Raw genomic sequence first — 24559 nt, 5'->3', positions numbered from 1 at the left:
CGTCGTTCGTCGGCATTGGCCGGGTTCTCCCACGCGGGGGAATCCGGCCTTAGTGTTACTCTCGCCCCTATGAGCAGTACAACCTCGCAGACACTCGAAAACCTCCGACGCTCATCAATCATTTTGGCGCCGATGGCCGGTGGCCCATCCACGCCCGAACTCGTCGCTGCCGTTTCCAATGCTGGCGGGGTTGGCACCCTTGCCGCCGGATATCTCACTGTCGAAAAGCTCACTGAACAAGCACGGAAGACGTGCGCACTGCTTGACGACGGCAAAGGTTTCGGCATCAACCTCTTCTGCCCCAACACTGCTGACGCCGGTATCGGAACCTCAGAGGAGGAACTTGCTCAGTGGACCGCTTTTCGTAATCGTCTGGCGCCGGCCGCTGCCCACTTCGACATCGACTTGCCTGACACTCCGACCTGGTCAGATGACTACTTCTCGGCGAAAGTCGAGGCAATTCTCGCTGATGACTTTCTGCCCAATCCCGATGCCCTGAAGTTCGTCTCCTTTACCTTTGGCTACCCAGATAACGAGGTCATTGCTCGGGTAAAGGAATCAGGCCGCAAAGTGATTTTGAATGCGACCTCAATTGAGGGTGTACAGGCGGCGGCGAAGGCTGGCGCTGATCGCATTGTCCTGCAGGGACTAGCTGCGGGTGGGCACCGCGCATTTGTGAAGGGGAAGGATTCGTCCGACAGCATTGGGGCCTCTGTGGAAGAGCTCGCCCAAGCAGTCACCGAAGCATGTGCAGTTACCAATGTTCCCATCATCGCCGCTGGTGGGGTGGGTAACCGAGAGGACGTCGTCAAGCTTGTGGAAGCCGGCGCGGTGGCTGTGCAAGCTGGCACACGGTTCCTCACCACCGCGGAGGCGGGTACGAAGGAGACGCACCGACGGGCACTGCGTGATTTGGTGGGGCGTGACACCGTTTTGACTCATGCTTTTTCCGGCAAGCCAGCGCGTGCCATCGAGAACACGTTTACCCGGGAGTTTTCTAGGGTCGCGCCGGAGCTTTACCCGCAACTGCACTACTTGACCACACCGCTTCGCGGCGCGGCGAATAAGGCCGTCGATCCCGAGTATCTCAATTTGTGGGCAGGTATTGCGTTTGCGCAGTGCACGAATCAATATGCGGCGGATGTTGTTGCGGAGCTTTCCGGCTTGGCCGAGTAATACGAAGCCGCCGATGCTACAAACTGCAAAATGACCAGCCCCGGACATATATCGCGGCTGGTCATTTGACTTTATTTGTGACGACGACTTTTATGGCGACGGCGCGGTTGTGGCGTTAAGCGTCTAGCAGCCAATCGTTCGGGCTGAACAGCTCGAAGTGAACGTTATCGCGAGCAACACCGCGATCGGCGAGCTGCTGGCGAATGGCCTGCAGGAAGCCGTTGCCACCACAGAGGTAGAACTGAGCGCCCTCCGGCAGCTCCGCATCCGCCAGATTCATCAAATCCGGCTCGTACCACACCTGCTGGCGAGCATTGGTCAGAGCGGCGACAGCATTGTCACGCTCTGCGCGCAGGGCATCTGCGGTTTCTGCACGGTCCGCGTGGAGGACGACAACATCTCGCTTAGAGTCGCCAGCCACCAGGGCATCCAACATGCCGATCATGGGAGTGGCACCAATACCTGCGGAAATAAGCACCACCGGGTCGTTTGATTTGGTGTCCAACACCAGGTCACCTGCCGGCAGAGAGATCTCGATGGCATCGCCCGGCTGCACCTTTTCCCACAGCTGTGTGGAAACTTCGCCAGCCGGCAGGTCCTCAGAGGCATCGACACGACGAACCGCGAAGGTCAGAACACCTTCCTTGCCGCCGACCAGAGAGTATTGACGTAGCTGGCCGGCGCCGTCCGGCATGGTCTGACGCACGGAAATGTACTGTCCCGGGAGGTAGGAAACGGGGGTTTCGTCGTCAAGCTTGACGGAGAATACTGCGACATCATCACCGCGCTCTTCACGAGAGACGACGTGAGCGGCGCGGAAAACATCACCTGCTTCGACGCCGAGGTCGTCATAGAGCCCCTTCTCGAAGTCGATGAGAACACGCTGCATCTCCAGGTAGACGGCATCCCATGCGTCGCGGACAGCCCCCTGAAAGACCTCTGGGGTGAGGATTTCCTCGATGGCATCGAAGAGGTGCTTGTGCACGATTGGGTACTGCTCCGGCTTGATGCCAACGGAAATGTGCTTGTGGCCGATGCGGGAAAGCAGTTCTTCCGGGGCAGGAGCGTCTGGGTCGACCAGCGTAGCTGCGAAGGTAGCGACGGATGCCGCCAGCGCCTTCTGCTGAGCCCCCTGCTTCTGGTTGCCGCGGTTGAAGGTATCGGCAATGAGTTCGGGGTGAGCAGCGAACATCCGGTTGTAGAAGTTCGGCGTGATTTTCTCGATGTTGGCACCGACGACGGGCAGGGTTTGGGTGACGACTTCGGCCTGCTCTGGAGTCAGGCCGTTCTTGTTGACATTCAGGTTTGGCATGACTTCACACTATCACCATATTGCGCATTTTGTTTGCGCAATATTGTTTGTTGGCGCCAAAACTAGTCTTTGCAGTTGCGAATCAACCGCTTTTAGCTGCAGAAACGGCGCCGCCAAAAGTCTTGACAGACAAGCTTCGACAGCACCACTCTCAGCTCTTTTCAAATCGAGATTAGGCCTTCAGTTCTACGCCTAAACCACCTAAACCGGACGAATATTGAGCCTCGACCCCTCAGACAAGCTACCTCCCTCGGAAGTATCACCATCCGCACCATCAACCGACTTGGCGGGAATGAGATCAGCAATCAACACCGGATCGAGTGCCGCGAAGAACGCCTCCTGTGCAGCCGCTAACTTGCCACGCAACAGGCACGTCGGCAGCAATGGACAGTCAGTGCCGACACAATCGACGACCTCGTTGTTTTCCAGAGTGCGCAGCAGCTTGCCGACGGATTTTTCCGTAGCCGAATCTCGCAGATAGATGCCACCATTGCGCCCCTTGACCGCTTCCAAGAAGCCGAGCTCCACAAGCCGCGAGACAACCTTGGAAACATGCGCGCGAGACGCATTGAGAGACTCCGCTACCTCGGCAGCGGTGTATTTGCGCCCCAGCTCCCCCATCGCCATCAAAGTGATGACACGCAGGCTCAAATCAGAGAAAAGCGTTAGTTGCATTGCGTGTCATCCTTCATCGTTGTACTGCACAAACCACCCCCTTGCCAGCCACTTCGGGCAACAAGGGGGTGGTTCTAGGTTCTAGCTTTTAGCAAGGCTAGCTAGCAAGATCTTAGTCCTGCAGACTCTTCTCGATACGAGCCTTCAGAGCCTCGAACTCGTCCCAGACCTCCTGCGGAACGCGGTCGCCGAGGAACTTCAGCCACTCCTCGTTGTCCGGCAGGTCACCCTGCCACTTAGCAGCCGGTGCCTTCAGGGCTTCCTTGACATCTTCAAAGTCGATGTCCAGGCCAGTCAGGTCCAGGTCCTCTGCCTTAGCGGTGTGACCAACAACGGTCTCCTTGGCACCAACACGGCCCTCAATGCGGTCGATGATCCACTTGAGAACGCGAGAGTTGTCACCGAAGCCCGGCCACAGGAAGCGGCCGTCTTCGCCACGGCGGAACCAGTTGACCAGGAAGACCTCTGGCATCTTGTCGCCGCCCTTGGCGCCCATGTCGATCCAGTGCTGTAGGTAGTCACCGACGTTGTAGCCAATGAACGGCAGCATTGCCATCGGGTCGTGACGCAGGGAGCCGACCTTGGCCTCAGCGGAAGCAGCGGTCTGGCCGGAAGCCAGGGTTGCACCGATGAAGGTTGCGTGGTTCCAGGACAGTGCCTGGGTTACCAGCGGCACAGTGTCCGGGCGGCGGCCACCGAACAGGATGGCGTCGATCGGGACACCCTGCGGGTCGTCATACTCCGGTGCAGCGACCGGGCACTGCGAAATCGGGGTGCAGTAACGGGAGTTCGGGTGCGAGGACAGCTCGTCGGAATCCGGAGTCCAGTCATTGCCCTTCCAGTCAATGAGGTGCTCCGGCTTGCCTTCCATGCCTTCCCACCAGACGTCGCCATCGTCGGTCAGTGCGACGTTGGTGAACAGGGTGTTACCGGCCTCCATGGTCTTCATGGCGTTCGGGTTGGAGGAGTAGTTGGTACCCGGTGCAACACCGAAGAAGCCGTTCTCCGGGTTGACAGCGTACAGGCGGCCGTCCTCACCGAACTTCAGCCATGCGATGTCGTCACCGACGACCTCGGCCTTCCAGCCCTCGATGGTCGGAGTCAGCATAGCCAGGTTGGTCTTACCACATGCAGACGGGAATGCAGCGGCGATGTGGTAGGCCTTGCCCTCTGGGTTGGTGAGCTTCAGGATGAGCATGTGCTCGGCCATCCAGCCCTCTTCCTTAGCCATGACCGAAGCGATACGCAGTGCGTAGCACTTCTTGGCCAGGATGGCGTTTCCGCCGTAGCCGGAACCGTAGGACCAAATCTCCTTGGTCTCCGGGAACTGGGTGATGTACTTCTCATCGTTGCACGGCCATGCAACGTCCTCCTGGCCCTCCTCCAGCGGAGCGCCAACGGAGTGCAGAGCGTGGACGAAGTCTCCGTCCGGACCAATCTTGTCCAGGGCATCCTGACCCATGCGGGTCATGATTCGCATGGAGAGAACCACGTACTCCGAGTCGGTCAGCTGAACACCCAGCTTCGGCTCCGGGTCGGTAATCGGACCCATGCAGAACGGAACGACGAACATGGTGCGACCCTTCATGGAACCGCGGTAGTGCTCGGTCATTTCCTTCTTCAGCTCGACCGGATCCGCCCAGTTGTTGGTCGGGCCAGCATCCTCTTCCTTTTCAGAAGCGATGAACGTGCGGGACTCCACACGAGCAACGTCCTTCGGGTTAGAGCGGGCAAGGAAAGAGTTCGGGCGCTTTTCCTCATTCAGCTTGATAAGAGTTCCCTTATCAACCAGGTCCTGGGTAAGGCGGTTCCACTCTTCTTCCGAGCCATCAGCAAAGACAACCTTGTCTGGCTGGGTCAGTTCTACGACCTCAGCAATCCAGCGCAGCAGTTCGGCGTTCTCGGTCGGGGCCTGGCCCTCGAGACCAGGAATAGAAGGTGCGGACATCAGTTCTCCTGACTCATTGATTCGCGTCTTAATTTAAGGCTACCGGGGGATACCGAAAGTTGCCGGGCCCCACATCGACAATCGGCTCGTTCCCTCATTTGCAAGCCGTTACATCACGGCTTTACAACAAATAATTTTCCTCGCCCCATTCTTGCGACCTGTTCATTTATGGCCATAACCAGCGAATAAGGCCAGCCTCACCACATAAATTTACAACCATTAACCCTTTGGGTGCAGTTACCCCCATTTGTAAGCAACCGAGACACGGGTACCCCCGCGCGCAGCGGTTCCCAAAGTCGTCAGTCCCAGCTGCCCCGCGCGGACTGCTCCCATGAGTACGCATCCCACTTCCCCGCTGCTGATACCGTTTTTGCTGCCGCTCCGCCTATCGCGTCAGCAGCCCTCACATCATCGCTGCTCCAAGACTCCCAAGTGCCGTCAAAACGGACCGTCGTAACGTGATCCACCGTGCCGTCACCGTCTAAATCCGAATAGATCGACAACCCGGAGTCGTCGGCAAGCGTAATTGACCCCTCGTCGTCGCCGAGGTCGTAGAGCTGCCCATCGACCTCCACGACCAACCCGGCGCCACCAACGTCCGCAGACTGCCCATCAATCGGCGTCGCCGCCTCCAAACCACACGGCGTAGCGGGCGAACGCACCTCCACCCCGCCCTCGGACGCGGGTTGGTCGGAAAAGTACTGCAGTAATGAAAACTCATCCATCGTGATATCCCCCTATTCCTCTTGGCTGTCACGGCTATCGTGCAGGCGCTCCGGTGTACTCCGCCAGCTGTTCTATTCGCCATCCCGGACCCCGCGCACCAAGGGCTTCGCGCACCGTCATCTCCACGGACTGTGTCCATTTTCGCCGCAGATGGGCGAGGTAATTTGCCCGCCACTGCGCGGTGCGTTGGCGTGCGTTACGACGAATCGTTGCGCCCACCGCCACCACCGCAACGCCGAGGCCTATTGCAAGTGCGGCCAGCTGCGCCGCAAGCGTCGGCACCCCAACCCACATCAGCACCCCGTGGACGATCCGCACTGCGCCGACCGCCACGCCGAGCGAGGCTACCGCCACCAGCGCATCCATGGCATAACTGGGGCGGGCCGGACTTTCCGGAGCGGGCACCGGGATTTCCACATGAAGGCCCAATTCGTCGCCACACCGCTGCTGCAGCCGCGTCGCTGCGACCTCGGCACGGCCCTGAAGTTCCACTTGGTCATCCGCGGGGCCGTCAGCCACTTCCTGGAGCGCATCCCGCACTGCACTCTCAGCCGCCAACTGCATCTTCCGCTGCAATCGCGCCGCCGCCCCGGCTCCGCGCGATCGCTCCTGCGTCAGCTGAGCTCGCACATTTCGAGCCCGGCGCGCACTCAGTGTTTCCCCCGAGTTTCTGGGCGGGCCTTCTGCCAGCAGAACCAGGGTTCTGGCCATTCTCTCGTCCAGCGCTCCCATCGGGATTGTGCTGTCGATTTCCTGGCGCCAGGCCTCGGCATACTCACCATTGCCAATCAGGCCAACTGCAACGCGACCGGTGGCCTGGCTAATTGCTGCAACCGTGCTGACGCACTCCCGCGTGGGCTGCACCTCGCTGTCTGCAACATAGAGCACGACGGCGCTGCGTTTATCCACAAACTCCAGCCGACGTGGCGGCGTCGCAGTGTCAACAATCTGCGAGAAGTCCGCGCGGTCCGCCGCGTCCCCGGCTTTGGTGACAAGGAGCGGTGGCTGCTCAGACCCCTCCGCCGAGACCGGGCGTGGCTCAACTACGTCCGGTGTTGCCATAGCAACTCCTCCAGGCTGTCTCTAGCCGCGGGAAAGGCTGCCGCGATCTCAGTCAACTGCACTGCGAGTAGCCCGTCATCATTGCGTGATCCGCCTTCCGCACCGTAGCGTTCAGCAATCTTCCGCAACGCGGAACTGAACAAAAAGGTGTGTTCAGCTGTCTCGTTTGTGGTGATGTCGCAATACTCGTCGGCAAGCGAATGGCGAATCGGTTGTTGCTCGATGACCAGCGCGACAGGGGCGGACAGCTTGTCGGCCAGCTCCGCGTGACATTGCGAAAATGCCTCGCGCACAGCGGTTTCGCGCACGCCCCTGCGCAATCGCGCGCAGATTATCGGTGGCCGTTTCTCGCGCTCAAGCGCCTTGGCGACGCACACCTCCGCGCCGCTCGTGTTAGCGGTGTCCGAGTGCGCGGCCTGCCGTGATGACAGCCAGTCCACCACAGCACCGCGCAACGACGACGATGTAGATCCCGTTGTCGGCTGTGTTGTTTCCGTGACATCAGTTGCGGAAATAAGGTCCATTAGGCCTAGTCCCCTCCCATAAATCCCCTGCGTGGCTTAGTTAAAACCTGCGTAACCCCCATACGACCCGTAGGCCAGATTCCGCGCCCTGAAACGCTGCGCTAGGCAGACCCCAAGCACCGCTTCAACCAACGAATAAGCGCGGCTTCGCGTTCAGCCTACAGCGGACCGCGGATTCGGCAAGTCGACAAAACAACTCGCCTCGCCGTGCCGCCAATTCAGGACGACGCGGCATCGTCAACCGGCGTGAAACCGCCAGGACAACAACAAAAATCCTAGGGGCAATGATTGGATAGTTGGCCGATGTCGTGGACAATAGGGAACGTGACTACTTCTGATTTTTCTGAAAATATCGAACAGCCTGCGGTTTCGCAGGAATCCGAACCATTGCCAACTCGCGCAGACGCGCAGGCGGAACAACCGCATGAGCGCCAGCCGAAAAAGGGCGAATTGCCTGCAGGTCGTCCGGAAAAGACCCAATTCGATGATGGTCTTGACTACCCGCGCATCGGCAATCTGTCCTTCCGCCGTGGCACTTTGACTCCCAACCAGGAAAAGATCTGGGAAGACAACTGGGACACGTACGGCAAGGTCCTCTCCGACGAAGTCATTGACGTGGAGGAATGGTTCGGCCGCAAGGGTCCGACCATCGTCGAGATTGGCTGCGGCACCGGCACGTCCACCGTGGCAATGGCTCCGCAGGAACCGGACCACAACATCATCGCCGTTGAGCTTTACCGCCCTGGCCTGGCGAAACTACTCTCCGCCACCGTGCGCAATGAGGTGTCGAACATCCGCATGGTCCGCGGCGACGGCGTCGAGGTTTTGCAGCGCATGATCGAGCCGGAGTCGCTGGCCGGCGTGCGCCTGTTCTTCCCGGACCCGTGGCCGAAGGCACGCCACCACAAGCGCCGCATTGTGCAGTCCGGTACGTTGCGCCTGATTTCTTCACGTCTGAAGCCTGGCGGCATTTTCCACGCCGCCACCGACCATTCGGACTACGCAGAGTGGATTGAGGAACTCCGCGAGGTCGAGCCGACACTCGAACCCATCGCCTGGCCCTGGCCGGAATCCCCAATGCTTCTCGACCGACCGACGACCAAGTTCGAAGCCCGCGGCCTGAACCTCGACCACGACATCCACGAGTTCATCTGGCGCAAGAAAGAGGCATAGGAACATGAGCACTACCCAAAACACCTCTGCCAGCTACAACACCACCGAGACGCACCCCACCGCACTGCTCGTGTGGGATGCCCCGAACTTGGACATGGGGCTCGGCGCCATTTTGGGATCCCGCCCGACCGCCGCGCACCGCCCCCGCTTCGACGCCGTGGGCAAATGGCTTATCGACGAAGCCGAGCGCGTATCCCACAAAATCGGTTCCGATGTCCTCCCCGAGGCCACGGTATTCACCAACGTCAACCCGGGCTCAGCGGAGATTGTCCGCCCCTGGGTCGAGGCTCTGCGCAATGTCGGTTTCGCGGTCTTCGCAAAGCCGAAGATCGAAGAGGACACCGACGTTGACCCGGACATGATTGCGCACATCCAGCGGCGTTACGACGAGGGCGTGTTGCGCAGTGTCGTCGTTGCGTCCGCCGATGGCCAGAATTTCCAGGAGCTGCTGGAAAAGCTCGCATCCGAGGGGATTCGGGTAACCGTCATCGGTTTTCACGAGCACGCTTCCTGGGCGCTGGCCTCCGATGCGATTCGCTTCGTTGACCTGGAGGAAATCAAGGGCGTCTTCCGCGAGCCGCTACCGCGTATCGATCTCGACCGCCTGCCTGATGACGGTGCGTGGCTGCAGCCGTTCCGTCCGCTCACGTCGTTGCTCAAGGAGCGCGACGGCAAGAACGACGACTAGGGAGACCACCGCGGCGACGTCTAGGGAGACGAACAGGGAGACGAACAGGCTTCTTATTTATGTCACGACTTAAAAAAGTCCTCAAAACCGGCAATTCGAGCTGGCTACGATCGATAATCCTCGTGGCCCTCGTGATTGCCGGTATCGTCCTGACGGTAAGAAACTGGGACAGCGTCGTCCAGGGGCTCCAAATCCTTGCGGATGTCGACGCTAAGTGGCTGTTCATCGCCATCTTTTCCGTGGCTTTTTCGCTCTACGCGATGGCGGAAGTGATGCGTCTGCTGTTGCGAGCTGGAGGCGTAAAAGCAGCCACTCGCCGTAGCACCAATGCGCTAACCCTCGCATCCAACGCGTGGGCGGTCACCGTTCCCGGTGGTGCCGCATTCTCCACGGCGCTGCAGATTAAGCGCATGATGCAGTGGGGCGCATCCGCGGTCCTTGTCAGCTGGTTCGTGCTTTTTTCGGGCGCGTTGTCGTTTTTAGGTCTGGCATTTCTGGGGCTTGGCAGCCTCTTCTTCGTCGGACAGGGTGGCACGACCGCAGTGCTCATCGCTATGGCAATTGCGGTTTTACTAGCCACCATTTTGCTGTGGCGGATTTCGCAGAACCCGGCTTTTCTCAACAAGACAGGCGCGTGGTGTCTGCGTGTCTTTAACAAGATTCGAAAGAAGCCCGCGGACACCGATGTCGACCGACTTGAAGAGTCCGTCAAACAGCTGACCAGCGTGAAGTTGCCCGTGCAAACTTTGGCTCTTTCCTTCACCTGGTCCTTTATCAACTGGGTCGCGGAAATTGTCTGTCTCTACGCCGCCATCCGTGCCGTTGGTGTCGATGACATCTCCGCTACGAAGGTGCTGCTGGCTTTCGTAACCGGCAAGCTCGCAGGTTTCATCCAGGCCACACCGGGCGGCATCGGCACTGTCGAGGCCGCTTTGACCGCGGCTCTCATCGCAGGCGGCACCACCGGCGCCGAGGCCTTTGCAGCGGTGCTGGTCTACCGCATCGTTTCCTTCGTCCTGGTGGCAATTGTGGGCTGGATTATCTACGCCCTCGGCTTCGACCACAAGGATCAGCCCGAGCATCAGCCAGTCGCTGACCGCTAATGGCTTCCTCGCCGCTGGTCGCTGGTCACCCACCAATCTGAGGGGTCGCTAGACTAAGAAGCATGAACACACGCGTATCGACGTTCTTGATTGACATCCTCGCCATCTTTATTTTCGCCGTGTTGGCACGTCTGGCTCACAACACTCCCGAGGATCCTTTTACCTTCATCAATATCCTCGATACCTGGTGGCCGTTCGCATTCGGTGTCCTCCTGGGCACCGCGCTGATTAAGAACGAGCCGAACCCGCGTGCAGTGAGTTCAGGCGCAATTGTGTGGCTCGGCACTGTCGTCGTCGGCCTAGCTGTGTGGGCCACCCGCAATTCGGCAGTCCCGCACTGGTCCTTCATTCTGGTTGCCTCAGTCATGAGCGCCTTGCTGCTGCTGGGTTGGCGAGCAGCGTCGAATGCGGTTGCTCGTAAGTCTCTGGACTAAGCCCTTGGCCCCGTTCCTAACCCTTCGATTTAGTTCACTGACTAAATCTGGTTTTTAATTTTTGCACTCCGCCTCGATAATTGAAGAATGGACAAATCTTCAGACGAGGCTCTCGGCAATCAACCAACTGCTGAGACCCAACGAACTCATAACCCCGCAGGGTCCAGCGAAGACCGCACCTTCATGGGCCAACCGTGGGGTCTCGCCAATCTCTTCGGCATCGAAATGTGGGAGCGCTTCAGCTTCTACGGCATGCAGGCCATCCTGGCTTTCTACATGTACTACGAGACCACTCAGGGCGGTCTCGGCCTGGACAAGGGTGCTGCTACCTCTATCGTCGGTGCTTACGGCGGTCTTGTCTACATGGCCGCACTCGTTGCCTCTCTGGTTGCTGACCGTATCCTTGGCTCGGAGCGGACACTGTTCTACTCCGCCATCCTGGTCATGTTTGGCCACATCTCCTTGGCATTCATCCCCGGCGTGATTGGCCTGGCTATTGGCCTTGTCTCCATCGCAATCGGCTCCGGCGGCGTGAAGACCAACGCACAGGTCGTGCTGGGTCAGCTCTACGCAAAGGACGACCCGCGTCGTGACGCCGGCTTCTCCATCTTCTACATGGGCGTCAATATCGGTGCCCTGTTCGGCCCACTGCTCACCGGCTGGATCTGGGGAATGAAGGGCTTCCACTGGGGCTTCGGCCTGGCCGCTATCGGTATGGCTGCCGGTCTGATTCAGTACATCCTGATGCGCAAGTCCACCATCGCCGAGGCTGGCCATGAGATTCCGAACCCGCTGCCGAAGAAGCAGTACCCGGTATGGATTGGCATCGCAGTGGTCATCACTGTTGTCTCGGTTACGCTGGTTTCCACCGGAATTGTTCCGGTCACGACTCTTTCCACTGTGGTCACAGTGATTGCACTGATCGCCGCTGTGGTGCTGTGGTGGCAGATGTACTCCTCGCCACTTACGACGAAATCGGAGAAGACTCGCCTGGTCGGCTTCATCCCGATGTTCGTCTCAGGCGTGCTGTTCTTCGGTATCTTCCAGCAGCAGTTCACGGTGCTGGCCATCTACTCGGACATCCGCCTCGACCGCGAGATCTTCGGTTGGGAAATGTCCCCGGCCTGGATTAACTCGATCAACCCGATCTTCATCATCGCCTTCTCGATGGTCTTTGCAGCCGCCTGGTCCAAGCTTGGTGACCGCCAGTGGTCCACCCCAGTGAAGTTCGGTGTCGCCAACATCATCATCGGTATCTCGCTGTTCTTCTTCATCCCATTCTCCGGTGGCGGTGAGAACTCCACTCCGCTGTATGCGATTATCTGGATTCTCTTCCTATTCACCATGGGTGAGCTCATGCTGAGCCCGGTCGGCAACGCCCTTGCTACCAAGGTCGCTCCGGCGGCATTCCCGTCGCGCATGATGGCCGTCTGGCTGATGGCAGTCGCTATGGGTACTTCGCTGGCAGGCACCCTGGCCGGCTTCTACAACTATGAGGATGCCGCTGCTGAGAACACCTTCTTCATCACCCTGGGTATCGCCTCGGTTGTCCTGGGCCTGATTCTGCTCGCCCTGCGCAAGTGGATTGTCAAGGAGTTCGTCGACGTCCGATAGGGCTGGCTCCGTAAGGCTGACCCCCGCTCTGGCACAGCCCACGCCAACGCCCCTCCCCTCCTCCTCACTTCACGACACCTATGTCACCTCATGCCGCCTCCACAGATGGCACGAGGTGACATAGGTGTCGTGAAGTGTTTTTTGGGTGGCCCTGAACATGCTTCGCCACAAACTTGCCACCAGCACAACCGCCATCCACAAGTTTTCCCCGCCTCCCCACCGGCTAAAATTGAGGCCATGTTTGCCATCATTACCGTCACCGGCGAGGATCACACCGGCATCATCGCCGCCGTCACCACTGCTCTGGCGGAGCAGGACGTCAACATCGTCGATGTTTCCCAGACCCTCATGGATAAATGGTTCACCATGATCCTGCGGGTGGAGTTCAACGAGAAGGCCACCCCTATCAGCACGCTGCAGGGTTACATGGATTCCGTCGGCAAGCGGGAGGGGCTTGTCATTCGAATCCAGTCTGAGGCGCTATTCAACGCCGTCAACGAGATTTAAAGGGCGCGACCAGGATGGATTTCAACTTCGCGCAATCTAAGTTCCTCGACACTATTGACATGATCGAGAAGTACCGTCTGGATATCCGGACGGTCACCATGGGCATTTCCCTGCTCGAGTGCTCTCGCTCTGAAATGGAAGCCACCGCACAGGCGGTGTATGACCGCGTAACCAGGCAGGCCGCTCGCCTCGTGGAGGTCTGCGAGGGTATCGAGGCGGAGCTGGGCATTCCGATCGTCAATAAGCGCATCTCCGTCACACCAGTTTCCCTCATCACGGCCGGTTGCGAAGGCGATCCCACAGTGGTTGCCAAGGCGCTGGACCGCGCCGCCCGCGATTCTGGGGTGAACTTCCTCGGCGGCTACTCGGCGCTCGTCGAAAAGGGCGCGACGACCAGCGAGAAGCGGCTCATCGACTCCATTCCCCACGCTCTTAGCGAGACCGAATTGGTGTGCAGCTCGGTCAACGTAGCGTCGTCACGCGCGGGCATCAACATGGATGCAGTGCGACGCATGGGCGAAGTGGTGAAGGAAGCCGCGGCGCAAACCGCTGACCGCAGCTCGATTGCCTGCGCAAAACTGGTGGTTTTCGCCAATGCGGTGGGCGACAACCCCTTCATGGCCGGCGCGTTCCACGGTGTCGGGGAGCCAGATTGCGTCGTGTCTGTCGGCGTTTCGGGGCCGGGAGTGGTCGATCGCGCGCTCGGCGATCTACAGGGCGCCAGCTTCAACGAAGTCGCCGAGGAGATCAAGAAGGCGGCGTTCAAGATCACACGTACGGGTCAGCTGGTCGGCACGATGGCGTCGGAGCGCCTGGGCGTGCCTTTTGGCATCGTGGATCTCTCGCTCGCGCCGACCGCCGAGATGGGCGACTCCGTCGCTCATATTCTCGAGCACATGGGGTTGGAGCAGGTCGGCACGCACGGCACCACTGCCGCGCTGGCACTGCTTAACGACGCCGTCAAGAAAGGCGGCCTGATGGCGTGTTCACGCGTCGGTGGACTGTCCGGGTCGTTCATTCCGGTCTCTGAGGACAAGGGCATGATTGATGCTGTGCGCGCGGGGTCGATCAGCATGGACAAGCTGGAGGCGATGACCTCTATTTGCTCGGTGGGCTTCGACATGATTGCGATTCCCGGTGACACGCCTGCGACCACGATTTCCGGCATGATTGCCGACGAGGCCGCCATCGGCGTGATGAACCACAAGACCACCGCAGCCCGCCTCATTCCGGTGCCGGGTACCAAGCCGGGCGATGAGGTGAACTTCGGTGGTCTGCTCGGCTACGCGCCGGTCATTGATGTCAATGCCAAGGGCAATGCCGAGTTCATTGCCCGCGGCGGCTACATCCCCGCACCTGTGCACGGGTTCAGGAACTAGCGGCTTCGGACGAGGCTCCTACGATTGCAGGCGGCGCCCATTTGCGTCATAGGCGTAGGAGCCGCTACCGACGAGAATCAAAATGAACTCGATAAATGCCCAAATGCTGACGCCGATAATGAGGAAGAAGCCAACCAGGAAGATGGCGGTAATCCAGCCGAATACCGTCAGTGCTAGCTGAATAGCACCACGCGAGTTGTGCCCCAAGTAGAAATTGTGAACACCCAGGGTGCCCAGGAAGAAAGCAAGCAGAGCCGCTGCAATCTTGGACTTATCCGAGACAGGGGAACCTGCCACCCCGTAGCCCTGGTGCGGGTTCGGGCCGCCGAAGCCAGCGGAATACGCCGGCGCCTGCTGGTTTGGGTAACCACTCTGATACGGATTCGAGTACCCGTTGTGGAAATTGTGCTGGCTCGGGTCCTGATAGCCCTGCCCCACGTTCGGCTGCTGCGGTGGGTATGGATCCGAGTACGGCATACCGGAGCTGTAAGCACCCGAGCTGTTAGCGAACTTCCCCTTGGACCTCGGCATACCGTCTTCGTCGAAATCTCCATATGGGTTTGTCGGATTCGTCATTGCACCCTACCTTTTCGCCTAGATTTCCCCGGTCATGAACAGCAGTTCCTTGGGCGATAATAACCGGTTCCGTCAGACTGCTTCCTGCAACTTTGTCAATTTCTTTCGAAATTTTAGCGAAACTGTTGTTTTGGAATATTAAACACCAGTTCTTGAGCAAGATTCTAACAGCAAGTCCCCGTCGGGGGCGTCTCGCACATTTCGAGCTGCCTCTACCGCGCCAGCGATTGCTCAATCAGTTCGCGAGCCCAACCCTCAGTCCAGGCCAGCGGAGTCGTCCCCGGAATTGCCACATCATTCGTGGCGTAGGTCGCGTGCGCACCCGCGCCGGTAATCATCTCCTGCGCTCGTGCAATCGCATCGGCCACTCCCGGAGGCACATCACAGAAGGAGTCCGATGGCACGCAGACATTCTGGACCTTGTCATTAAGAGGACCAAAGCCGTCTCGTGGACCGCGCATCGTCGCGCCCGGAACCACAGCCTGCACAATGCCGCCAAGCGGCTGCAATGACAGCTCGACGCCCACACCAGCCAGCGGAACGCCCTGGTTCACGCCCTGATTGGGGTCACGCCGCGGGTCGCCCAACAGAGCCACGCCCGCAATGCGCTCGGCCGGAACGACACCGCGGCCATTGCCGATGTCAGAGGCCAAATCACCTGCAATAGCGGCACCCTGGGAGAAGCCCATCAGGACGAAGTCCGTCAGTGGACACTGCCCGTGCAAGTCAGCCATTTCCTTAGCGGTGACATCGCGCCCGACTGCCTGCGAATCATCGTAAGTGAGTTGGTCGGGCAGCTGATGCGTCTTGATCTGTGCCGGGTACGGCGTAGTCCAGACCTTGACATCACCCTCCGAGTAGGACTCCGAAATCGAGTTCGTCAGACCAAGCAGCAGCGAATGCGGGTTCGCGGTCGGGGCCATCGGATCATCGTCAGCACGCGATTCCGCAGTTCCGGGCACAGCGATAACTTCTACCGCCGGGCACCACTCGGGTTGTTCGGCCAGAACCCCGCCATCGTCACCGGGGGTCGGTGGGGTTTGACCGCCTTGGTCGTCGTTAAGCCATTGCACTACGCCGAAGCCAATAGCGGCCACCAGCACAATGACCGCCAGAATTGTCAGCACTTTACGCATGAGTGCTAGCAATACGCCTTTTTAGCGGAGCTTGCAATAGTCTTCGCCACTTCCTCGGCGCTTTCCTGTGAGCGCCCCTGTGCGACCAGCTGCCCGGCAATCGCCAGCGCGATGACTTCACGCTCCTCCTCCGGTGCGTCCGCGCATGCCGCGCGACCTGTGCCGATGAGCTGATCCTCCACCCCATCAACATCGATTCCCGCTTTTTCCAGCGCTCCGAGGTATGAATCGTCCGCCTCGCTGAGCTTCATCTGCCCATCGGGCGCTTCGTCCACGCGCTTAGCTTGGGGATCTGTGATCTCCGGCGCAGACTTTTCGCTCGACTTCGGCGCAGAAGTCTTCGTGCTTGACGACGTCGTGGAGGTCTTCGTAGTCGTCGACGAGGTGACCTCCGAAGATTCCACTGTGGAACTGCCACAGGCGGCCACTCCGAAGGTCAGCAGCGCAACAGCTGTGGTTGTAGCCAGTGTCCGGAAGGACTTGTTCATGGACATTTGTCTATCCCTTATTCAGTGCCCTGCTTTGGTTGGCTTACTTGTCATCACCGTTGTCGGCGGCTGGGGCCGGCGCTTCTGGCTTATTGCGCTCTTCAACAATCTTGCCGTTGAGCTGGCGAATCCAGCCACCCTCGAACTGCTGCTCAAGACCGCCGGCCTTGACTGGCTGCAGTGGGCCGACCGGGTAACCGAACGGGCCATTTTCGTAGCCAGTGCTGCCCCAGTGGTCAGTGATGTCGTTGGAGCGCACCGGTTGTGCGCCAGTTTCCGGAGTCCAGTAAATGGCACCGTGCTCAAAGCGCTGGAAAGCGCCGCGAGCGAGCTTGACCTCGTCGCCGTCGACAGGCAGACCCAAATCGGACTCGGCGCCACCGAGCTCCTTGTAGACACGGCCGATTTCACCACGCACGATGCGAGGTTCTTCGCCGCCGATCTTGACGATGGTGCCACCCTGGAAGTCCTGGGCGACACCGCCCGGAATATCGCGGTGGTTGGCGACTGGGTAGCCCAGCGGACCGGTCTCGAAGCCGGCCTTGCCCCAGGCGTTCATAATGTCGCCGGTGACTTCGTGGGCTCCGCCTTCCGGAGTCCAGTAAATCGACCCCTTTTCGAAGTGAACGAAGCGTCCCGAGCCATCCGGCGTAGCCAGTTCGTTGGTCACTGGGTAGCCGAGCGGCGAGGACGGACCACCGAGCTCGTTGTAACGCGAACCGATGCGTCCCCAGACCACATGTGCCCCGGAATCCGGGTGCCAGTAGGCGGTACCGCCGGTGAAGTCCTGAGCCACGCCATTCTTGGCGACACCATACTCATCCGACAGGCAGGTGCCGATTCCCGGCAGCGATGCGACGGCCTTTTCAATCTCGCCACCTACGCGGCAGACAGCGCCACGATCGGACTCCGGCAACTGCAGTGCATCGGCCAGCGTTGGCCAGGCCTGACTGACCTCGAATTGCCAGTACGGCCAGGTGTGAGTACCCGAGCTCCGGAAGTTCACAACCGGCTCGACGCCCTTTTCGCGAGCATTTCGGATGAAGGTCTCACTGGTCATGCGGGAAAGCACTTCCAATGCGTAACCGGTCGGATTGTCCGGCTTCGTCGGATCGATCTGCGACGGCACGTCCCACTCACCGGTGTTGCCGTTACCCGCCGAGATGTACAGCGACATGCCCTTGAGCTTGTCGATGTTCAGCTTCGGATCATTGTCCTTCCAACGCTGCGAACCGAGCGGGCCCCACATCTTCGTCGCGTCATAGCCACCGGTGTTCTTCATCGCCAGAGAGATTGCCTGCGGCATGCCCGGCGAAGTCATATCCAGGTAACCAGAGAGGCTACCGGCAAACTTCCACAGCTCCGGGGAGTGTGCTGCAACGTTGTAAGCACCGGTAGCTCCCATGGAGATACCGATAATGCCGCGTTCATCGTTGCCGCGGAAGCCGTTGGTGATAACCGGCACGAGCTCCTTAGTGATGAAGCTCTCCCACTTGTAGTTCTGACCGTTATCCGGCTGATCCCAGTCAGAGTAGAAGGACGATGTACCGCCGGCAGGCATAACCACCAGGACATTCTTGTCCTCGTAGAAGCGCTCGATATTAGTAGCGCGAATCCAACCGGAGTAGTCATCAAACGATGCCATACCGTCAAGGTGGTAGACGCTCGGGAATGTGCGGTCCTTGTCGCGATACCAATCGCGCGGCAGCAAAATCTCAACCTGGATTGGCTTCTCCGGCATGGCAGCCGAGCGAATGTGCGCAATGACGTGGTGATCTGTGTACCACTCGACCTTGTCTACGCTGACTCCGCTGGGCAGGTTCGCCACTGCGGGAGTATCGACTTTAAATGGCGTACGCTCCGGCCCTGGCATCGGCTTCGGCATACCCAGGCCAGGTAGCTGCGCACCAGCAGCTTGCGCTGCTTCAGCGGCCTTAGCAAGGTCTCCCAGGTCTCCAGATTGCGCCAACTGCCCCTGAACGGCCTGAAGTACCTCGTAGCTAGGCAGACCTGGCTGAGCTGGCTCGGGAGCCGCCACTGCAGCAGGGGCACCGAGAGCGAGAGTCAACGGTAGTGCCAAAAGTGCGGTCAACGCCCGCGATGACTTCCGGCTGTTGCCGAGTCCACCACGGAGGAATCTAGCGGTTACGCGCATAAGAGGGCTTCCCTTTACAAAGTCGCTGGTTGAAATTATTTGAGACGTTGAGTGTTGCACCGGCACCGATTAGGCACCTGCAGATAGCATCACGCGGCGCTTGAGCTATGCGTTTACCGTTCGGCTTCGCAGAATTACGTAGTGACCAGCAACGTATCCGAAGGTTCCCCTCCTCCGGCGTGCCGCTGCAAGAAGAATCTCACACACGATCTGCGAAACATACGGTATAGCTACCTGAATAGCTTCACCCTTTACTTTAAGGTTCGACTCTCATGTTTACCCTCTTACGGGTAAAAACCGTGGAGACACACGCAAAAGGAACTGAATTCAAGCTTTGACAGCGCAACTCTTTGCGCCCCTCTGTAGGCCGTTACCCACACCTTCCGCTCAGCATCCAAACCCGGACTCGACACAGAAAAAAAGACCAACCCCACAAAGGGATTGGTCTTTTTCAAAATTGAGACTTCTTAAGAAGCTAGCCCCTTTAAGAAGTCATCCAGCACCAGAGCTAGGTCAGCGCGCCAGAGCGCCCTGAAATAACTACCGACCTAGAGCCCCAGCGCCCCAAGAATGTGCGGGCGAGCAAGCGCGGCATCACGGCCCCACAGCTCCCACGAGTGGATACCGTTCGGGCTGTAGACAAACTGCGCATTGAGGCCGGCAGCGCGAGCGTCCTGCTCAAAGCGCTGCGTCGAAGCGCGGGAGACGGACTCCATCACGGCACGCCAGACGGTGTCAGGGAGCTGTGGCACCGGACGGTTCAAAACCTCCGGATCACTCCACAGGCTCTGAACACCCTGGGCGGAGGAAACATACATCGGCAGCCCCTTGAGCTGGTCGAGCAGCATCGAAGGGTCATGGGCCTGGCGTTCCGCCGAGGCCGGAACCGGAAGACCCCACATGCCAGTCGGATTCACTACACCAGTGCTAGCCACCATTGCAGTGGTACCCGTAGCAACAACTGGGTTGGACATCTGGTAGTAACCGGACAGCGAAGTAACCTGCTTGAACTGATCACGGTGGCGGGCCGCCAGAGAAACCGCCGCAGCCGCACCCATGGACAGACCAGCGATTGCGTTGCGGTTCGGGTTGACACCAAACTCACGCTGCAGATAGACCGGCAGCTCCTGAGTCAGGAAGGTTTCCCACTTCTGAGTCTTGACCCCTTCGGAAGTCACGGCCGGATCGCTCCAGTCGGCATAGAAGGAGCCGTCGCCAGCAGCCGGCGCAACCAGAGTGATGTTGTCATTGGCGAAGGTCTGAGCAATGTGACCCGACCAAATCCAACCGGACGCGCCCTTATTAAAGCCCCACAGACCGTCGAGCATGTACAGGGACGCATCGCCGCCACCAGTAGCCGCCTTAATCTGAACCGGAATATTGCGGTTCATAGCCGGCGAGAAGACCTGGCAGTACTGAACCCACCAGTTGTATGGATCCCACTCACAGCCTGGACGCAGTCGATCACGGTTTGGATCAGCACTCGCATCCTTCGCGGATGCGAGCATGATGCCGCCAAAGACCATCGCAACCGCTACGAGGGCAGCTACGACCTTCACTGTGAAGTTACGACTCACTGCAGTAAAGCTCATCGTTCTCCTCTTTACTTTCGGACTTACCTCCGCGCCAGACTTTTCGGAGGCAGTCGCTTACGCGAGCTTTCGCTTTTCTGCTTCCAGTTGTGACGCGACAACTGGAGACCCCACAAAAGAATCTCGAGTATGTAACGATACTCAATCGTTTCCCTACATCCAAGTTTAAATCGTAATCATTCCGTAATATTTCTCACATTTCTCCCCAAAACTATCCACCACAAGGAGAAACAATGTTTACCAGCATGGAATTACAAAATTGTAATTCTGCCCCCGGCTGATCCGTAGGACTAACTGAGAAACCTAAAACACGCCTACAAGAACCCCAAACACAACCTAAGTACTAACGAGGTACAGAAAAGCCCATGCACCCCTCGGTGCATGGGCTTTCAGCTACCACCCGAACCCGACGAGAACCCGACGGAAATCGCAGTTCGCTTAAAGGGAAAAGAACAGGAAACTACCCCAGAACTGGAACAGCGTAGACAGCGATGGCAATGGACAGCAGCCACAGCACAGCCAGTGCCTGCAGCGGACGGTCCTTGAGCGCAATCTCATCCGGGCTTCCTGCATCACCACGGTCAACGTCGGCTGCGAAGCGCAGGATGGCCACAGTGAATGGAACCATCGAGATCTCGTACCAAATAGCCGAAGTCGACGAAGTGCCCGGCGTGCGGCCCATCTCAAAGCCCCACAGCGCGTAGCTCAGTACCACGGCGGTCGCAGCGAGGGTCCACACAAAGCGCAGGTAAGTCGCGGTGTAACCCTGCAACGACTTACGAATCTTCTTACCTGTGCGCTCCGCCAACAGCAGCTCAGCGTAACGCTTACCGGCTGCCATGAACAGCGAACCAAAGGCCGCAACCAGCAAGAACCACTGGGACAGGTTGATGTTGGCAGCAACACCGCCGGCCATTGCACGCAGCATGAAACCCGAGGACACCAGCGCAATATCAATCACCGGCTGATGCTTCAGGCCAAAGCAGTAACCGAGCTGCAGCGCAATGTATACAGCCACAACAATTGCTAGCCCTGGCCCCTCAGAGGCGAACCAGGACACCGCAATCGAACCAATAATCAGTGCGACCGCCATAATGTACGCCATGCTCACCGGCAGTACGCCAGCGGCAATTGGGCGGAAGCGCTTGGTTGGGTGCGCGCGGTCAGCTTCGACATCGCGGGCATCATTAATCAAGTAAATCGACGATGCGGCCAAACAGAAGGCCACAAACGCCACCAGGATGTCGACGGTCAGCGTACCGATTGAACGTCCCGAGTCCATGATCTCGTTGCCGGCTGCCAGTGGAGCCGCAATGACCAGGACATTCTTCACCCACTGCTTCGGGCGAAGCGCCTTGATCATGCCGTCCAGCAAATTCTTCGGCGGATGCCCCTGCGGGTGCGCAGGCTCATCGATACCGGAAGTGTGCGGCTCGGACCCAATCCTTGATTGAGAAGCTCGCCTCTGGTTGGCCGACACATTGGCCAAGTTGTCGTTCTCCGCCTGTGTCACTGTGCATTCCTTTCCGCAATGGAGGGCTGTCCACCCTGGTTATGCTGCGCCTTTTTCGGCTCGATGACCTTATCACCTATCTTGTCCACCGCAAGAGCAGTGGCTGTACCCAGCGCTGCTCCGAGAGCGACATCGGTTGGGTAATGAACTCCCAGCACCAGGCGGGAGAGCATAATCGCCGGCACGCCCACGGCCGGTGCTGCCGGGTAACCCAACTTTGCAATCCCCACCAGCGCCGCCGTCGTCGACGTCGCGTGCGAGGACGGGAAACTCAGCTTGCTCGGCGTACCAACGCCGATTGCTATACGACGGTCATGGGGACGCGGGCGACGGACAATGCGCTTAAGCACCACCGATGCCGCATGCGAGGTAAAGGCGGCCACACCGACCTTTGCCCAGCCAATGCATCGCTCCTTATCCACCGCCGCCCCGAGGGCAGCGAGCCCCATCCACCCAAGGGCGTGCTCACCGAAATAGCTCATGGCACGCGCGGTGGGCAGCACACCCGGGACGTCGTTAAGCGTGTGCTGAATATTAACGAGAACGTCGGACTCGCCTAACGGATCGCCTTTAATTTTCGAAGACATTCGCCCAGGCCTTCCTACTGGTCAGATCGTCATAGGCTGCGCGGTAGCGTGCCTGCATTTGCTCGAACCGCTCCTCAACCTGCTTTTGCAGCTCCCAGGATTCTTCCAGCAGAGCCTTGGCCTTGTCGCGGTCACGCTGGCGATACACCACGCCACGGCCGTCAGCGGTGGTGACCGTTGCGCCATCCAGACGCGACAGGGAGAACCAACGAGCCTCCAGCGGCGCCAGGTTTGCCTGCGGCACCGCATGGTGCTCGGAGTTTTCCGGGCGCACGCTGTGAAGCAAGCCCTTGGCCAGCCAACCGACCTTCTTCAGCTTGCCCAGGCGACCACCGACATCCTTTGTCGGAATCCCCGGAATACCGGAGGGCTTTGGCAGATCGCCTGCACTCGGCAGCACAACCGCGTCGGGGAAGCTCTTGCGCAGGGCATTGATGCGCGGCAGCGAGGACTCGAGAATGTCGAATAAACGCTCGGGACCTGCCAGGAAGTCCTTCATGGCTTCGTTCTGGATGGCAACAGTGGAGTACTCCAGGCACAGGAGGTGCTTGAACGTGGCCTTGCGCATGGAACGCACGATACCGGCAGCATCTCCCTCGTGCTGAAGGGCCGCGACAATCAAGCGGTTGCGCAGGTGGAAGTACGCCTGCCAATCAATCGCATCGTCCTTGTCCGACCAGGCCATATGCCAAATTGCGACGCCCGGCCACGTAGCCGTCGGAAAGCCTGCCTTGCCTGCGCGCAAACCGTATTCGGCATCGTCCCACTTAATAAACAGTGGCAGCGGCTGACCGATTGCCTCAGCAGCGACGCGCGGAATCAGGCACATCCACCAGCCGTTGAACTCAACGTCGATGCGGCGGTGAAGGTCCTTCGAATCAACAATCTCACCGGTTGCGTTAGTGCCGTGCTCCCCGCGATCGCGCAGCGGGTGTGCATAAAAGTCGTGGTCATAGTGGACGTGCGGAGCGGAAGTCCACATGAAGTCGTGGCGGCCGATAACTTCACCCATCGAGTGCAAGTGGCTGCGCTCCTGCAGGTTCAGCATCTGACCGCCGACCAGCATCGGGGACTTCGCGAACCGGCCAACAGCGACCGCACGCAGAATGGAATCCGGTTCGATGGCGATGTCGTCATCCATGTAGAGAATGAAAGGGCTATCGGTCGCACGCTTCGAATCCGAATCCGGACCGCCCAGGGCCTCGTACATAATGCGGGAGTACCCGCCGGAACCACCGAGATTTCCCTGCGGGAAAATACGCAGGCGGTCACCAAAGTGCTCGGCGACAGCATCAAAGCCCGGCTCGTCTGCCGGGTGCTTGGTGCCCTGGTCAGGCATCAAAACAGCATCGATGATGGCATCGACCTCAGGATCCGAGGACAGCGCCTCAAGAGCAGCAACTGCGTCGGTCGGGCGATTGAACGTCGGGATACCGATAGTGACGCGCCCCTCCGGCGCCGGATGCTCCGTGCCGTCCGGGTACGTCTGGCTCGGCGCCTCGATATCGGAGTACCAACCTGCGGAGTGGATTACCACGTCCGTCTCACAGGTGAGGTCAAACCAAATCCAGCCGCCGTCTTCAAATTGCGTCAGCGGTACTGGGATTTCGCAGACGTGCACATCCTTGCCGTCCACCTTGGCTTCTGCACCTTCAGCCGCCGCACCCAGGTCACCGACAACTTCGCCGGTCACGGCGATGCGTGCACCGTCAATCTTCGAACGGTAAATGTCCACGCGCGCAGTACCGGATAACTCCAGGCGCAGGACAACATTGTCCAGATTCGTCCACCGGCGCCAGTAGCTGGCTGGAAAAGCATTGAAGTAGGTTTCAAAACTAACTTCATCACCCGCCGGAATGGTGGCTGACGTGCGCGAATGTGCTTGCACACGACCGGCATTAGTCTCCGGCTCAACCAAGTAGAGCGAGCGGACATCACGGGGCTCACCCAACTTTGGCAGCAAAATCCGCTGCAGGCGTTCAACGGCAAGGCTTGACGACGTTGTCGGGGTATGTGTCCGCTTTTGTTCAGGCTGTGATGCCATGAGACGTATCAACCACTTTCCGAAAGGTCTACCGGGGGTGTTGCCGCCGATAAGTTACCGACGTTTCTATCTCATAGCATCCTAGTGCCCGTGGCGGATTGCCTCTTGTTGCCACGCTAGCGACGGCCCAGAATGTGGAAGCCCCTA

22 protein-coding genes are annotated in these 24559 nt (G+C 59.2%); 8 read left to right on the top strand and 14 right to left on the bottom strand.

Annotated elements, in window-relative coordinates; genetic code table 11:
- The first annotated feature begins 69 nt into the window (after window positions 1-69).
- Entirely contained in the window at window positions 70-1176 is a 1107-nt protein-coding gene (locus tag QKE19_RS07755) for a nitronate monooxygenase (protein WP_065421657.1), read from the top strand.
- Window positions 1177-1291: 115 nt separating this feature from the next.
- Here QKE19_RS07755 and QKE19_RS07750 read toward each other — a convergent pair whose 3' ends face one another.
- From QKE19_RS07750 to QKE19_RS07725, 6 genes are all read right to left on the bottom strand, one after another.
- Window positions 1292-2488 carry a globin domain-containing protein gene (locus QKE19_RS07750; protein WP_049171798.1) on the bottom strand — a complete coding sequence of 399 codons (1197 nt, stop codon included), beginning with the start codon at window positions 2486-2488 and terminating at the stop codon, window positions 1292-1294.
- A 201-nt stretch (window positions 2489-2689) separates the two neighbouring features.
- A complete protein-coding gene (locus tag QKE19_RS07745) occupies window positions 2690-3163 on the bottom strand; it encodes an Rrf2 family transcriptional regulator (protein WP_070595680.1) in 474 nt (157 codons plus the stop codon).
- Window positions 3164-3275: 112 nt separating this feature from the next.
- Entirely contained in the window at window positions 3276-5111 is a 1836-nt protein-coding gene (locus QKE19_RS07740) for a phosphoenolpyruvate carboxykinase (GTP) (RefSeq protein ID WP_347890736.1), read from the bottom strand.
- 299 nt (window positions 5112-5410) lie between these two features.
- Complete coding sequence (locus tag QKE19_RS07735) at window positions 5411-5836, bottom strand: DUF6802 family protein (RefSeq protein ID WP_347890734.1); 426 nt, start codon at window positions 5834-5836, stop codon at window positions 5411-5413.
- Between the two features lie 34 nt (window positions 5837-5870).
- Complete coding sequence (locus QKE19_RS07730) at window positions 5871-6899, bottom strand: hypothetical protein (protein WP_347890732.1); 1029 nt, start codon at window positions 6897-6899, stop codon at window positions 5871-5873.
- Window positions 6881-7423 (bottom strand): hypothetical protein, encoded by a 543-nt coding sequence (locus QKE19_RS07725; protein ID WP_070605247.1) that lies wholly within the window; start codon window positions 7421-7423, stop codon window positions 6881-6883. Before QKE19_RS07725 ends, QKE19_RS07730 begins: the two co-directional genes overlap by 19 nt.
- A 324-nt stretch (window positions 7424-7747) precedes the next feature.
- Here QKE19_RS07725 and trmB point away from each other — a divergent pair, with 324 nt between their 5' ends.
- From trmB to QKE19_RS07690, 7 genes are all read left to right on the top strand, one after another.
- Window positions 7748-8596, top strand: a complete 849-nt coding sequence (trmB, locus tag QKE19_RS07720; protein ID WP_347890730.1) for a tRNA (guanosine(46)-N7)-methyltransferase TrmB — start codon at window positions 7748-7750, stop codon at window positions 8594-8596.
- Between the two features lie 4 nt (window positions 8597-8600).
- Window positions 8601-9284, top strand: a complete 684-nt coding sequence (locus QKE19_RS07715) for an NYN domain-containing protein (RefSeq protein WP_070437268.1) — start codon at window positions 8601-8603, stop codon at window positions 9282-9284.
- A gap of 59 nt (window positions 9285-9343) precedes the next feature.
- Window positions 9344-10387 carry a YbhN family protein gene (locus QKE19_RS07710; RefSeq protein WP_016421635.1) on the top strand — a complete coding sequence of 348 codons (1044 nt, stop codon included), beginning with the start codon at window positions 9344-9346 and terminating at the stop codon, window positions 10385-10387.
- Window positions 10388-10449: 62 nt separating this feature from the next.
- Window positions 10450-10821, top strand: coding sequence for a DUF3054 domain-containing protein (locus QKE19_RS07705; protein ID WP_016421636.1), 372 nt, complete (start codon window positions 10450-10452; stop codon window positions 10819-10821).
- Between the two features lie 87 nt (window positions 10822-10908).
- On the top strand, window positions 10909-12435 hold the full coding sequence (locus tag QKE19_RS07700; RefSeq protein WP_016421637.1) for a peptide MFS transporter: 1527 nt from the start codon (window positions 10909-10911) through the stop codon (window positions 12433-12435).
- Between the two features lie 237 nt (window positions 12436-12672).
- Window positions 12673-12942, top strand: coding sequence for an ACT domain-containing protein (locus QKE19_RS07695; protein WP_016421638.1), 270 nt, complete (start codon window positions 12673-12675; stop codon window positions 12940-12942).
- A gap of 14 nt (window positions 12943-12956) precedes the next feature.
- Entirely contained in the window at window positions 12957-14321 is a 1365-nt protein-coding gene (locus QKE19_RS07690; RefSeq protein ID WP_069359737.1) for a PFL family protein, read from the top strand.
- Window positions 14322-14339: 18 nt separating this feature from the next.
- Here QKE19_RS07690 and QKE19_RS07685 read toward each other — a convergent pair whose 3' ends face one another.
- The 8 genes from QKE19_RS07685 to QKE19_RS07650 all read right to left on the bottom strand — a co-directional run bounded on the left by QKE19_RS07685 (window position 14340) and on the right by QKE19_RS07650 (window position 24412).
- Entirely contained in the window at window positions 14340-14897 is a 558-nt protein-coding gene (locus QKE19_RS07685; RefSeq protein ID WP_016421640.1) for a TM2 domain-containing protein, read from the bottom strand.
- Between the two features lie 212 nt (window positions 14898-15109).
- Complete coding sequence (locus tag QKE19_RS07680) at window positions 15110-16033, bottom strand: cutinase family protein (protein WP_101688133.1); 924 nt, start codon at window positions 16031-16033, stop codon at window positions 15110-15112.
- A 5-nt stretch (window positions 16034-16038) separates the two neighbouring features.
- Window positions 16039-16527 (bottom strand): DUF732 domain-containing protein, encoded by a 489-nt coding sequence (locus QKE19_RS07675; RefSeq protein WP_016421642.1) that lies wholly within the window; start codon window positions 16525-16527, stop codon window positions 16039-16041.
- A 37-nt stretch (window positions 16528-16564) separates the two neighbouring features.
- Complete coding sequence (locus tag QKE19_RS07670) at window positions 16565-18676, bottom strand: alpha/beta hydrolase-fold protein (RefSeq protein ID WP_347890728.1); 2112 nt, start codon at window positions 18674-18676, stop codon at window positions 16565-16567.
- A 548-nt stretch (window positions 18677-19224) separates the two neighbouring features.
- Window positions 19225-20268, bottom strand: coding sequence for an alpha/beta hydrolase family protein (locus tag QKE19_RS07665; RefSeq protein WP_070862452.1), 1044 nt, complete (start codon window positions 20266-20268; stop codon window positions 19225-19227).
- 460 nt (window positions 20269-20728) lie between these two features.
- Window positions 20729-21748 (bottom strand): decaprenyl-phosphate phosphoribosyltransferase, encoded by a 1020-nt coding sequence (locus QKE19_RS07660; RefSeq protein WP_284807246.1) that lies wholly within the window; start codon window positions 21746-21748, stop codon window positions 20729-20731.
- A gap of 29 nt (window positions 21749-21777) precedes the next feature.
- Window positions 21778-22368 (bottom strand): phosphatase PAP2 family protein, encoded by a 591-nt coding sequence (locus QKE19_RS07655; RefSeq protein WP_347890727.1) that lies wholly within the window; start codon window positions 22366-22368, stop codon window positions 21778-21780.
- Window positions 22352-24412 carry a glycosyltransferase gene (locus tag QKE19_RS07650; protein ID WP_347890726.1) on the bottom strand — a complete coding sequence of 687 codons (2061 nt, stop codon included), beginning with the start codon at window positions 24410-24412 and terminating at the stop codon, window positions 22352-22354. The genes QKE19_RS07655 and QKE19_RS07650 overlap by 17 nt, the downstream gene beginning before the upstream one ends.
- Between the last annotated feature and the right edge of the window lie 147 nt (window positions 24413-24559).

The organism is Corynebacterium sp. c8Ua_99 (assembly GCF_039907185.1).
Lineage (GTDB): Bacteria > Actinomycetota > Actinomycetes > Mycobacteriales > Mycobacteriaceae > Corynebacterium > Corynebacterium jeikeium_D.
This window is presented reverse-complemented; position numbering and strand designations above follow the sequence as displayed.